Here is a 13,011-nt window from a genome sequence, read left to right on the forward strand (position 1 = left end):
CATGACACGTCCCTGGCGATGGGATCCCTGCATTGCGCATAGCGGCGCCGAGGTCGTTAATTTCATCAACGACTATTTTGCAGGAAAAGATCGCAATGTCTTGGTCATCGCCGGCGCCGGATTTGACCCCCGCGCAGGCGTGATATCAACGCAGCTGGCCGCGGCTGGAGCTCGTCTTCGGGGACTGTTCTTCCAGGAGATCCGCCCAAAGCCTAGCACCGGTCTCGTATCGAGAGCGAACAACAATGCCTCCGCCCTGACAACTGCCGTTCCGGATCATGAGATTGTCCCGGTCGAAATCTTTGGCACCGATCTGGCAGTCGTCGGCGGACGTAACGTTGCTTCGTTCGTCGGAAGTCAGACATTCGAGGATATCACTGACGTTGTTGTGGACGTGAGCGCTCTCTCGGTAGGCACGAGTTTTCCAACCATCAGGCTCTTGGTCGAGCGTATTCAGAAGGGGAAGGGCCCGCCCAACCTGCATCTTTTCGTTGCCCACGATCCAGCTCTTGATGGCGCAATCCAGACGGTAGCCAGCGACTCTCCGGGATACGTGCACGGATTCAAGGGCGGGCTCACTCTCGACAAGTTTGGCGGGGCAGCTAAATTGTGGTTGCCGCAGCTCGCCACCGGCAAGCGCGCGGCGCTGGGACGCCTGCACGAGTTTCTCACTCCGCACGATACTTGTCCTATACTACCGTTTCCCGCGCGGGACCCTCGGCTCGGCGACGCGCTCGCGGAGGAGTTCCTGAGCGAACTGGAAAGCGCATGGTCCGTCGACACGCGTGACATCGTCTACGCGGATGAGCAAGATCCACTTGATCTTTACCGGACCATCCTGCGGCTGGACGATCTCCGCAAACCCGTATTTTCCGAAGTTGGCGGATCGGTGCTGGTCCTGTCGCCCTTGGGAAGCAAGGTTATGGCACTTGGAGCCCTGATGGCGGCCCTCGAACGGGATTTACCAGTCGCTTACCTTGAGGCGTTAGGCTATGATCTCGACGCATCAGTTCCGACGGCCGCAGATTCAACGCATCTAGTCCATATATGGTTGGAGGGAGACGCATACCCGCAACCCAGACCACCGCTTTACAATGAAAGGACGAACGCTTCATGAAGTCGATCGTCGACAAACCAAAGATTTTCGGCACCGGGCTAGTAGCCCTTGATCTGGTTATGGGACTGAACCCGAACTCGCCGGTTCAGTCTTGGGCTGGTGGTACCTGCGGAAACGTAATGGCGATCATGTCTTATCTCGGATGGGATGCCTTCCCAATTGCCAGAATGAATGGCGATCCGGCTTCTGAGCGGGTGAGAGCGGACCTCGGGCACTGGAACGTTCACCTCGACTTTGCAAACTGTGCGCCAACCGGACACACCCCCATTATCATCCAGCAGATAAAGCGCGCGCGCGACGGCACTCCAACGCATCGCTTTTTATGGACGTGTCCGCATTGTGGCCAGCGGCTGCCGAGCTATAGACCAGTTACTCAAGTTGCCGTCGACGCTATTGTGCCGAACCTTAAGGGATCATCGGTTTTCTTCCTTGACCGTCTGTCTCGTGCTGCTCTCACTTTAGCTGCCGCCGCGTCAGCGGAAGGTGCTATCGTTCTTTTTGAGCCATCGGGAAAGTCAGATGAAAAGCTTTTTGCGGAAGCTCTTGGTTTGGCGCATGTGGTCAAATATTCGGATCAGCGTCTCGCGGCAGCTGGCGCAGCCATGACTGCGCACAGCGCCACTCTTGTCGAAATCCAAACCTTGGGATCGGATGGTCTTCGATATCGTCATCGCCTTGACGGCGTGGTCTCGGATTGGATGCAAGTCCCCGCGTTCCCCGCGCCACGTTTAGTCGACAGCTGTGGTTCGGGTGACTGGTGCACCGGCGGTTTCGTGGCGAAAGCCGCCGACGGCGGTCGGAGCGCGTTTTTGGCACGAGGCGGGGTGGGTCTCAAAGAAGCTCTTCGGTTCGGCCAGGCGCTTGCAGCCTGGAATTGTGGTTTTGAGGGAGCCCGCGGCGGAATGTACCTCGTAAATCGAACGGACTTCGATAGGCAGATCAAGTCCATCCTCGATGGGCGCCCGACGTTGGTTCCAATTGATTCGACAATAAAGGTGGGCGCTTCCGTGGCTTGCCCCGCGTGCCCGGATCAGCCAAGCAGGCGAGAAGCGCACGTCCAATCTGCTGCCTGATAGACGCGAGGGTTAAAGCATACCTTCGCTCAACACTATTTGAAGAGACCTGTTTTCGCATCGCGGCTGCGTACGACGGGACGCGGGTCAGAGTCGATGTTGGCTTCAAACTCACGAATTTTCTTTGCCAGTTCAGAAGCCTTGCGAGCATGGTCCGTCGGCGCTGCGGCCGAATACTCCGAATACTTCGTGCGGACGGCAGACCGAACTGCGGCGCTGGAATTGCTTTTTGCATTTGTCTTTGCTGTGCGCGAAAGCATTTTAACGGCCATTGAGCAACTCCCTTTCTACGGTTTTCAGGAACTGGAACTCCTTCAATATAAGGCCTTCCAGCGTATCCAGCAACTCCTGCTGAGCATCTTCGTCAGATTCAAGTTCCATATCGCTGTCCAGCGTAACAACGATTCTGGTCTTTTCGTCGATATCGATCGGAACACAGAGGACCCAGCTTAGATCCCTCCAGATCAACTTCCGCAACCAGCGATCCTGCGCAGCGGTCAGACTTGCGTTCCAAATCTCGGTATCGCTTTTCGAAACGTATAAGGGCTCATTTTTCGTCCATGCCTGCCCGACTAGAGATCGCTCAATCGGCAGGGAAATCCGCTCATCGGAAATATCCCTGTATCCCGAGCTGAACTCGAGCCTCATCAGGCGAAACCGTGGCCCGACAGGGATTCCTATGGCTATTCTGGTGCTAAACATCCGGTCTTGAAAGCCTGCCGCCTTGTACGTCGCGTCGATGAACTCGTGACATTGCGTGGAAGTGCTCTCACATTTGTCATTAATGATTTGCGGCAGCTCGATCATGCGTGCAATGAGGCTGTTATCGCAATAGCTCTCAGTTTCCCGCACAATCACGGTGGCGCGATCTCGACCCACATCGAAATCCAGAAGCCCCAGATCCACGACAATGCGTTCAGATGTAAGGCGATCAACTGCGCGCTTATTCAGGATGCTCGAGCCAAAGATCATTGTCTTGAAGGCAGATGCCAACGTCCAACGCTCACTAACAAGAGATTTGTCTGCACTGACGCTGATCTCGATCGCAGCCGTCAACGCATCGCGATCAATCGATCGCTCGTCATCGAAGGTCCAGGCCGGCAAATTGGATACTAATCCGCCGTCCATGTACCAGTTTCCATCAACGTGATGCGGCTTGAAAACGCCCGGAATGGCGATTGAGGCACACACGGCATCTGACACGGCGACATGCGGCGTCGTTTCCGCTGAGAAGACCGTGAGTTCCTGTTTTGATATGTTTGCAGCGACAATTTTCAGCGGGAGGCGACCAGCGTCCGCCAGATCTTGGAAGGTCACGGGATCTCCGTTGCGGATGCCATGATGTTTGACAGCGATCAGCTGGTCCAGCCCTGACTTCACGGGATCAAGAGATACAAGGCCCCGCACTATACGCCAGACGGCGGCGATCGATGCCAAGACCGCAACCACAAGGATAGCTAAAGCTGAGCGGGGGTAGAAGAAAAAGCCGAGCGCCACGACGGCAACAAGTAGACCAATCAGGGTTTCAAGGATCCACCTGTTGCAAAGCACATACCGGATTGACCGTATTTTCAGCCAGGCGGCATCGCCAAAAAGCTTCGCCGGCGTTCGCGCGGGCCGGTTGGTAACGGTGGCGTCCGTATTGGTCGTATCTAGGTCAAGGCGATCAAGAATATTCATTCCCGTGCCTTCAGAGTAAAGTTCTTCAGCCGAGTAACCAACGCAAGCAAGCGCTGCAAGGATCGCGCCTGCCGACGTTCCGGCAAAGCCTGAGAACTCAACGTCATGCTTGGATAACGAACGGAAGGGGCCTAAATGACCCAGCCCGCGCGCGCCAGCGCCCTCAAAGATGCAATATACCCTTTGTCTTTCCGCCTGAATCATCTAATCCATCCAAAGTATAAACATTTTTGGTTCAGCGCATAACTAACCCATCCCGTCGCGAATCTGAGCCCGCCATGACTTTGGAGCAGGTGACTCACGGCAGTGGTGAAAATCGCAAGCCGCCGTTCTGATGGCGACCGAACGTTAGCTCGCTGTTTCATCTGCCGCTTCGTCTACGGCGATGTCTTGAAGCTCCTGCAGCCATTCAGACACATCGACAATCGTGACTGCCTGCTGATGATCCTGAAAATAGTCGCGGGCCTTTAGGTAGTGATTCCCGAAGCGCTGGAGAAATAGTTTCTGAACCTTATCGCCACGGCTAAGCACGCTGGAAATCGCGCGACCGCCGTTTAGGAACCTCAGCGCATGCCGCGTGCCCAATAGGTACAGGTACTTGCGCTTTGGCGTCGGAGCTTCCGCTAACAGGAAGAAATCTTTGAAAATTGAATTCTGCCGGATCGACTCGGCGCCGCCGCGCCAGTTGATAAACTTGAACTCCGCCACCCGGATATTTGTCTCCAGATCAAATTGACGGCCGGTGTTGCCCGCGCCCAGAGACACATATTCGACCCACTCACCCTCCTCGAGAATATGTGGAAGGCACGAGAGGATCCCAAGCGCGTGAATGGTCACGTTGATCTGACTGGCGAGACGCTTCATCTCGCCGGCAGCCGCCAGTACAGTCCGCCCGGCGCCGGCCTCATCCATGAAAGCAGCGGCGCGTTCTGTAGTCACGCCTCGAACGTCCTTCTCGATGCGAGCGAGGGTTTTTGTAAGATTGGCGCCGGCAAAACGCGACAATAGTCTGATCGTTTCTGCAGGATCCGAGCTCATCGACTACCCTTCTGCCCGGAGCGACAGCAGTGGCCACAGCAACAACACCTATGGTTGATTCGCGTATATGGGACGCTATACCTCATACCGGACTTTCATGGAATCCGCCACGTGATCAAAGACTTATTCCCAACAACTGGCGATTGTAGAATTTCAGGCGACAATAAAAAAATGGGGAGAATCAGCGATTATCGGCATTTTCAAAAGAAGGGTTGCTGACAACTTCCCTATGTATACGCAACTGTAATCTGTAGGTCGAGGGTTCGACTCTAATCAAGACCGCGGGTCGGCGGGTGATTTGAACCCTAAACGCTAGAAGCGTAAGCCAAGTCAGTCGCGTTGACCTCGATCTTGACCTCCATTGTCTGAAAGGCGTGCGCTCTGCAGATCGATGATGTAATCCCAAGTCTGACGTCCTTACGAAGGGGCAGGGTGTCCGTCGGGGTGCTGGAGACGAAGTCTCGTGCCCAAGTTTGGGGCTGATTGTCGATATCGCTATATTGCTGCGTGGCGAGCGCTATGAGATCGGTCCAATCTTGGTCGGATAGAGGAACGGATAGTTGATGGCGACGTCAAACACAGGCCATGCCACCGCTCTCAATTGACTGTCGCCATACTATCGACAACGAGATTGTCGGTAGGGCCTGAAACGTCGCCGAAGCGATTGCGTTGCCAAATACATCGTTCGACCAGCTGAGTTGTGCTTGGGGAGAAGTTGCTATCTCATCGCTCGGTTCGCGCTGACCTACATCAGATCTCGCGTGATACGCTTCTCCTCGAATATCTTCTGGAAGATCTCCGTTTCGCCTTCATAGGCAATGACCGAGGCGCTGATGATCCAATCCTTTTCCGTGCAGGCTATGGATGAGGTTGCGACCGTCCGAACGAACCAACCGGGGCGCTGCATGTCGCAGGTCCAGGTCGAGATGCCGGACATCGACAGCGGGTCATCCGGCGCGATCGACCAGGTTTCCTCACGCAGCTGCCGCGTAGACAGGCCAGTGACAGGATGCTCGAAAAGGCCGGTATCCTCTTGGATTTCATAGCGGGTAATGCCGGCTGAGAGATCGCGTACCACCTGCCGCTTCGTTAACGACGGCGATTGCTCAATATATTTCGGTAGTGGATCGGGATTGTCAGGCTGTTTCACGTCGATGAGCTCATGCGCCCCAAGCAGGGGCAGGCCAAGACAGATCGAGGTAATGTCGATCGTCAGACCCGGATCTTGCGGAGGTGGCAGAACCATAGGCCAATAGGCAGTCGACAGTGACAGACGAAGGCGGTGCCCCTTGCGGAAACGGTAGCCGCAGGCATCAAGAACCAGGTTCACAGTCGTGCGTTCACCCTTGCTCATAGGTTCGGGGGTGACATTGCCGTTGCGATGGGCGAGGTTGAGCAGGCCGAAGGAGACGCGTGTAGCCGTACCATCAGGATGGATATCGACAAGTCTTGCGCAGAGATTGGTGGTTTCCGCATCGCATCTGAGCGCCAGCGTCACGAGCGGACGGCCGAGATAATCATGATCTTCGGTCAGCGGCGCGGTCTGAAAGGTCAGCGATCCAGCTTCGTCGACGCGCTGATCGATCGCCAGTTCTGCATCCGGCTTCAGTGTAAACCACTCGCCCGAGGCGGTGCCCGTGTCGAGCGGCGAGCGCAGATAGACTGGGTGCTCCGGCGCGTGCGGGATCGGCATGCCCTCCGTCAAGGTGCCGAACTGCTCGACATAGAAGCACTGCAAGTCAGGCTGCTGCCATTTTCGTTTTGCGATCCAGAAGCCAGGATCGAAATCCCGTCGTGTTGCAGGTTTGATGGCATCGAGAATATAGGCGCGCACCGACGGCAGGTTTTCCGCACCGTTTTCTTCGCCGCGTAGCCAACGGTTCCACCAGGCGATGGCCTCACCATGGAAATCGGCGCGTGGCTTTGGCCAGGCCAAATGCGGATATTTGTGAACCCATGGGCCGATGAGCGCTTTCGCCTTGTCGCCGAGACCTTCGATCGCCTTCAGCGGCGTGTTGCGATAGCCGTCCGCCCAGCCGGCGATGACCATGGCCGGCACGTCGAATTCGGCGAAATTCTCGCAAATCGAACCATGCCGCCAATAATCATCGCGGCGCTGATGCTCCAGCCATTCCTCCATGAAGAAGGGTTCCTGCTTCAGTCGCTGCAGCCACATATCTCGCCAGTCGTCACCGACGATAGCCGGATCTGGTGAACGCGATTGGTAGCCGAGCATGGTTGCCGCCCAGGAAAGCTGGGCGGAGAGGTGGCAGCCGTTCTTGTAGTGGATGTCGTCATTATAGCGGTCGACCGTAGAGGCGATCGATATCACTGCCTTCAGCGCCGGGGGCTTCAGAGCCGCGACCTGCAGGCAGTTGAAGCCGCCCCAGGAAATGCCCATCATGCCAACAGAACCGTTCGACCAAGGCTGTGCGGCGATCCAGCCGATCAGCTCGCGGGCATTGGCGAGCTCGAGCTCGGTATATTCTCCATCGATGACGCCGCTGGATTCGCCGGAGCCTCGTATATCAACGCGAACGCCAGCAATGCCAGCAGCGGCAAAGACCGGATAGGTGGATTCATCACGCGGGCTCGTTCCATCGCGCTTGCGGTAGGGCAGGAACTCGAAAACCGCAGGCACGGGGTCGCTCTCCGCACCGTGCGGCATCCAGATGCGTGCGGCAAGCCGCGTCCCGTCCTTCAGGGTGATCCACTGATTTTCGATGGTGGTGAAACTGGGCTCGGTCATAATCACATATCCCGAAGAGGTTTAGGCGTTGAACCACACACGGCTGCCGATATAGCCGTTGGACATATCATTGCCGATATCATCGACATATCCCTTTAGCGTTTTCGAAGAGGCCATGATGTAGTCGTTAAAAACGGGCAGGATCAGACCGCCATCGTCCCGCACCATCAGAGCCAGCTGTCGATAAAGCACCTTGCGCTTGGCTTCATCGAGCTCAGACCGGGCCTGCAGTACCAATTTGTCGAAGTCAGGGTGCTTGAAACGCGTATCGTTCCAATCGGCGGTCGACAGATAGGAGGTGGAGTAGCGCGAATCCTGGGTCGGGCGGCCACCCCAGAAGGATGCGCAGAAAGGCTGCTTGTTCCAGACACTTGACCAGTAGCCGTCTTCCGGTTCACGCTTGACGTCGATCGTAATGCCGGCCTTGCGCGCGCTTTGCTGGAAAAGGCTCGCCGCATCCACGGCGCCAGGAAAGGCTGCGTCGGAGGTGAGCAATTGAACCGGACGGTCGAGCCCCGATTTTTTGAAGTGGAAGGCGGCCTTGTCTGGATCATATGGGCGCTGCTCGATATCGGTAGGCGCGAGGGCGTAGTTGGAATTGACCGGATAGTCGTTACCGATTGATCCATAGCCGCCTAGAATTTTATCCAGGATCGACTGGCGATCGATGGCATATTTCAACGCAAGCCGCAGATCATTGTTGTCGAAAGGCGCCGTATCGCAATGCATCAAAAAGCAATAGAAGCCCTTGCCGGCATTTCGGACAATTTCGACATTGGGTGCGCGCTGCAGCATCGGAACCGTTTTCGGGTCAATAGTGTTGACGAAATGGACCTGGCCGGAGGCAAGCGCTGTAATACGGGCGGTGTTGTCGTTGATGACGAGTATTTCGACGCTGTCCACAAAGCCGCGCTCCGAGCGCCAATCCTTGGAGTTCTTCTCGAAGGTTGCGCGAACACCGGGTTGGAAAGTTTTCAGAATATAAGGGCCGGTGCCGATGGCGGCCGCAGGCTTGTCGATCCCGCCTTTCGGCTGGATAATAAGGTGGTAATCGGTGAGAAGGAGCGGGAGATCCGCATTGCCTTCTGAAAGCGTCAGCACAAGATCGCCCGCTTTTTCTTCAATACCGGCGATCGAAGTCAGCAGACCGAGAGCCCCCGACTGCGAATTTTTGTCCGCATGCCGTTTCAGTGTCGCGACGATATCGGCGACGGTCATCTTGCTGCCGTCGTGAAACTGCACATCGTTCCTGATCTTGAAGGTCCAGACAGATGCATCCGCTGACGGCGTCCAGGAAGAAGCCAGCGACGGTACAGGGGCGCCTGTCTTTGGATCGGATTCGACGAGCGTATCGCCCCACAGACGACCGATGACGAACAAAACGGAGGCGCTGTATGTCGCTGGGTCGAGCGCATCACTGCTAGCGCCACCCTTGAGGCCGAGCTTCAGATGGCCGCCATGTTTCTTTTCCTGAGCGCGGGCATCGCGCGGCAGCAGCAGGCCTGAAGCAAGGCCCGGCAATGCGCCCAACGCAACGGCACCGCCGAGGAAGTGCCGGCGGCCGATTTTCAGCTGTGAAGATTGATCCTTTTGATGCGTCATCGCAGTTCCCTCGTTTTCTATTTTGTAGCGGGGAATGTAGAGGTCGGGTCGGCTCACGCAATTTCGCGACTTGACGCATCTTTAAGCAAGTTTACGCTGGGCTTTCTAAAATGGAGTAGCTGATGCCTTATCTGGTCGAGAACCTCAAAATTGCCTGTGCGACACAGCGCTCCATTTCGCAACTGTGCCGTGCGATAAATATCAACCGGCAACAATTCAATCGATACATTAACGGCCAGACGAGACCGTCTGCCCATAATCTCGCGCGCATCGCCAACTATTTCGATCTCGACACAGCCGACTTTGGTCTCGCTCCCAAGCATTTTCGCGAGCGCCTTCGGAAACCGACCCTCGGCCTCGATGAAAGTTCAGAGCTATTAAAGGGGTTCCCCGGAAATCTGACGGCGCTGCGGCGCCATATCGGCTATTTTCAGACCTATCATCGCTCGCCGTCCTGGCCCGGAATGGTCGTCTGCTCGTGCAGCCGCCTTATCGAGCAGAGGGGGCTGGTACATGTCAAGTCAATGGAACGTCTGCGGGACCCTGGAAACGGCATCCAGCAGTTTTCGAAATATGTGGGCTTGGCGGCCTTCTATCGGAACCGGATCTTCATTACGGAACGTGTCGTCGGCCCGAACTCCATGTTGTCTCAGACGATCCTCCTGCCTTTCGATCAGTACCAGCGCGTCTATTTGCGCGGAACAACAATGGGAATTTCCTGGCGAAGGGAAAACCTCCCTTATGCCTCACGGATGATCTGGCGCTATGTGGGCGTCGAGCCAGACTTACGCGAACTTCTTGCGCGCTGTGGCCCTTTGCCATTAACGTCGCGCCACCTACCACCGACGGTGCGCTCATTCCTCGCGGATCCGGCTGCAGAAGTATATGCTATGCCAGCAGAGTATTAAGCATCTGATTGTCCGTTCAGCTGGTCGGCGTAACCGTTAGGTGGCATTTCTGAGTATCGATGATTATAGGAGACAAGCTTCGAAGGCCGATGGTTCGATTCCGTTGAAGGCGTGGTATTTGAAGTGAGATTTCCAATGAGCCATGGTTACCCATCATAAACCCGTCCGCGGCAACTGAACTAATGCCATCTATGACCGAGATGGGGCCGTCACCGGCCTGTCCGCTTCTGGCGCGAAATAGTTGGAAGCGGTCGTGCCACCGATGTGCCCACGTCTGGCGTCGTGCCATAGCGGCCGCATTCTAGCTCTTGCGTAACGACAAGCGCATAAGAAGATAAAGTTTAACTCGGAAGGTATTCTCCACTCCAGCTTTCACTGATCGTCCGACCAGTGATGAGTTCATCGACGGCAGCGTCGGTCAGGCCAAGAGCCTTGACGACTTCTCGGGTCGACGCGCCATACTTTTCGGCGGGCGGTCGCGCATAGATTACGCCATGGACGGGCCGGACCGCATAAGGGTCGAGATGTGTCACCGTGTGCCCACTGGGGTGATCGGCATAGACGGAGAAGGAATAGCTGCCGCGATCGGTACCGGGCGTGCCGTCGGCCGGACGAGCGGTCGCGGCGCGGATCGCCTCGATGTTGTCGCAGATCGCGGCTCCGATACCCGCCTTTTGAAAGCGCTCCATCCATATTTTCGCCGGGGCGGTCGCGATAATCGCGCTCAAGACCTCGACGCGTTCGCGCTCGGCGATCGCGGCTATCCCCTCCAGACTCTCGACGTTTTTGAAACGCGGCAGGTCCTTCTCGGAGGCGGCGATCACGATCCAACAATCCTCGGCCCTATAGAGGCGATGAAGCGCATGGTATCCGCGGGCAGCAGGCCCCGACGGCTCGTCGAAAGGTGCGCGGCCGTGGTAATCAAAGCAGAACGGCATCTGCGCCAGCCCGCTCAAGGCCGAAAGGGAAGTTCGTGCACGGCCCACCTTGCCAGTCATTTGCTTCTGGTAGAGCGCGGCGGCCACGCCGAGCGCTGCACCGAAGCCACACATCACGTCGATCGTGCCGACGTGGGCATGCTCCTCAGGCGTCTTCATGGAGCCTCCGAACCGGAGCATGATGCCGGTCGCCGCCTGGACGAGGTCGTCGTAGCCAAGGTAGTTGGTTCGCGGCCCTTTCCGCACACCGCCGAAGCAATCCAACTGGCAGAAGATGGCATCGGGATTGATTTTCTTCAGGCCTTCTGCGTCGAGACCCTTCGATTTCACTTGGCGGTCGGTCGCATTCCAGACGACGACGTCGACGGAACGAACGAGTTCCTCGAACAGCTTCCTTCCATCCGGGGAGCCAATGTCGAGCAGCACCGACTTCTTGCCGCGCATATGGGTCATGCCGAAGATGACGGTGTTCCAGCAGTCAAACAGTGGTGTCGCCGGATCGATCTTGATGACCTCGGCTCCGAAACGCGAGAGATACGAAACCGAATGCGGGCCGGCGATGACGTTACAGAGGTCGAGAACCCTGATCCCGTCCAGCCAGCCTGACTTCTTCTCGCTCGCCGCGGCACTCTTCGGAAGCGAGGAGCCCATCGCTCGCAAAGTCGACAGGGCCTCGCTGAAGTCGGCCTTCCGTCGGGGTGTCGGTGCCAGCATGGCTTCGCCGCTTTCCTCGAGCCAGGCCATCGGCCCAGGCTGGATCATTGGACTGGGATCGTCCACCTCGATCATCAGACCCGCCATGTCGGCATGGTCGTCGCTGATCCATTCCTGCAGCCAGCGATGCGGTGCACCGGGAAACTGCCCCTTGCCAAAAATGCGTTCCCATTCCTTTGCCGTCCGGGTGAGGAAGACGGCCTTCATCCGCTCGGAAATCTTGTCGGCCCAAAATTTTGGCAGCGGATAGACCCCCAGAGAGACATCGGACGACCATTCCGAGGTGGGGAGATAAGTGTCGGGTTCTTCCTGAAGGCCCTCGGCGACGAGCTCGTCGTAGATGCCAAGTGTCTGCAGACACCGCTTGGCATGGAATATGTGGCTCGGGCAGACGACATAAAAGCTGCGGCCATCCTTGCATGGATAGCTGCGGTAGAAGGGGTCGAGGAACGCCTGAAGATCGTCGTAGGTAACGTCCATCGGCAGCCCTTCGCTACGGCGTCTTTCGATTTCCTGTTCGCGCTGGGTCTTGTAACGGAGGGGGTAGTCTTCGATCTTGATCGAATTGTAGCAAAGGCCTTCCATGACGGCGCTGGCGAGCGGAACCTCGATCTGGTCGCCGCGCCCAGTCTTCACTCGAGCCTGGAGTGCCAGCGCAGCCGCGGACGCGGCCAGCATCGTGCCATAGGCGGAAGCCAGCGGCAGCGGCGAGAAGGAAGGGTTCACGCCCATCAGGACCCGGTTCAGTCCCATATCCGTAAACACGCCAGAAGACGCCGCGATAACGGATTCGAATGCCCGCCATTCGCGGCGAAGTTCGTCATTGGAGGCGAAGCCGGGAATGGACACAGTGATGAGCTCGGGTCGTGTCTGCCGCAGCGCGGCGAAGTCGATGCCGAGGCGCTTCATGACGCCGGGGCGGAAGTTCTCGATGACTATGTCGGCCTCGGCGATCAGCGTCAGCGCCTCGGTCCGGCCTCCGTCGGTTTTCAGGTCGAGTTCGACAAGCAGTTTGTTGCGATTCAGCGTCGCGTTAGCCGGGCTGTCCCAAAGAGGACCGTTGGGCGGGTCAATGTGAATGACGGTCGCGCCGAGATCGCCAAGGATCATGGCGACGGCCGGACCCGCGATGTACTGCCCGAAGTCGACGACCTTGACCCCATGGAAAGGAAGAGCTTCACGCATTGTTGTA

General features: G+C 57.1%; 8 protein-coding genes. 3 read left to right on the forward strand and 5 right to left on the reverse strand.

The features are described from left to right. Position 1: 1 nt before the first annotated feature. Together CU103_RS24245 and CU103_RS24250 are read left to right on the forward strand one after the other, a co-directional pair. A complete protein-coding gene (locus tag CU103_RS24245; RefSeq protein WP_106666601.1) occupies positions 2-1,117 on the forward strand; it encodes a hypothetical protein in 1,116 nt (371 codons plus the stop codon). Then, positions 1,114-2,190: a PfkB family carbohydrate kinase gene (locus CU103_RS24250; protein ID WP_106666602.1), complete on the forward strand. Its 1,077-nt coding sequence runs from the start codon at positions 1,114-1,116 to the stop codon at positions 2,188-2,190. Before CU103_RS24245 ends, CU103_RS24250 begins: the two co-directional genes overlap by 4 nt. 261 nt (positions 2,191-2,451) lie before the next feature. On the opposite strand, the gene CU103_RS24260 is transcribed toward CU103_RS24250, so the two are convergent. The 4 genes from CU103_RS24260 to CU103_RS24275 all read right to left on the reverse strand — a co-directional run bounded on the left by CU103_RS24260 (position 2,452) and on the right by CU103_RS24275 (position 9,259). Next, the gene (locus tag CU103_RS24260; protein WP_106666604.1) at positions 2,452-4,074 is read right to left on the reverse strand and encodes a patatin-like phospholipase family protein; all 1,623 of its coding nucleotides are present in this window, start codon (positions 4,072-4,074) and stop codon (positions 2,452-2,454) included. Positions 4,075-4,218: 144 nt separating this feature from the next. Beyond that, positions 4,219-4,875, reverse strand: a complete 657-nt coding sequence (locus CU103_RS24265; protein WP_245448978.1) for a hypothetical protein — start codon at positions 4,873-4,875, stop codon at positions 4,219-4,221. Positions 4,876-5,653: 778 nt separating this feature from the next. Then, positions 5,654-7,657: a CocE/NonD family hydrolase gene (locus tag CU103_RS24270; RefSeq protein ID WP_106666606.1), complete on the reverse strand. Its 2,004-nt coding sequence runs from the start codon at positions 7,655-7,657 to the stop codon at positions 5,654-5,656. 21 nt (positions 7,658-7,678) lie between these two features. Further along, positions 7,679-9,259, reverse strand: coding sequence for an ABC transporter substrate-binding protein (locus CU103_RS24275; protein WP_106666607.1), 1,581 nt, complete (start codon positions 9,257-9,259; stop codon positions 7,679-7,681). Between the two features lie 122 nt (positions 9,260-9,381). Between CU103_RS24275 and CU103_RS24280 the strand changes: the two genes are divergently transcribed. Then, positions 9,382-10,167 carry a helix-turn-helix domain-containing protein gene (locus CU103_RS24280; RefSeq protein ID WP_106666608.1) on the forward strand — a complete coding sequence of 262 codons (786 nt, stop codon included), beginning with the start codon at positions 9,382-9,384 and terminating at the stop codon, positions 10,165-10,167. Between the two features lie 341 nt (positions 10,168-10,508). Here the strand turns inward: CU103_RS24280 and CU103_RS24285 are convergent, their stop codons facing one another. Then, positions 10,509-13,004 (reverse strand): CoA transferase, encoded by a 2,496-nt coding sequence (locus CU103_RS24285; protein ID WP_106666609.1) that lies wholly within the window; start codon positions 13,002-13,004, stop codon positions 10,509-10,511. Positions 13,005-13,011 lie beyond the last annotated feature (7 nt).

This window comes from Phyllobacterium sophorae, from assembly GCF_003010965.1.
GTDB lineage: Bacteria > Pseudomonadota > Alphaproteobacteria > Rhizobiales > Rhizobiaceae > Phyllobacterium > Phyllobacterium sophorae.

Coding starts and splice junctions, on each gene's coding strand:
- CU103_RS24245 (WP_106666601.1), top strand. CDS start 2: ATGACACGTCCCTGGCGATGGGATCCCTGCATTGCGCATAGCGGCGCC.
- CU103_RS24250 (WP_106666602.1), top strand. CDS start 1,114: ATGAAGTCGATCGTCGACAAACCAAAGATTTTCGGCACCGGGCTAGTA.
- CU103_RS24260 (WP_106666604.1), bottom strand. CDS start 4,074: ATGATTCAGGCGGAAAGACAAAGGGTATATTGCATCTTTGAGGGCGCT.
- CU103_RS24270 (WP_106666606.1), bottom strand. CDS start 7,657: ATGACCGAGCCCAGTTTCACCACCATCGAAAATCAGTGGATCACCCTG.
- CU103_RS24275 (WP_106666607.1), bottom strand. CDS start 9,259: ATGACGCATCAAAAGGATCAATCTTCACAGCTGAAAATCGGCCGCCGG.
- CU103_RS24280 (WP_106666608.1), top strand. CDS start 9,382: ATGCCTTATCTGGTCGAGAACCTCAAAATTGCCTGTGCGACACAGCGC.
- CU103_RS24285 (WP_106666609.1), bottom strand. CDS start 13,004: ATGCGTGAAGCTCTTCCTTTCCATGGGGTCAAGGTCGTCGACTTCGGG.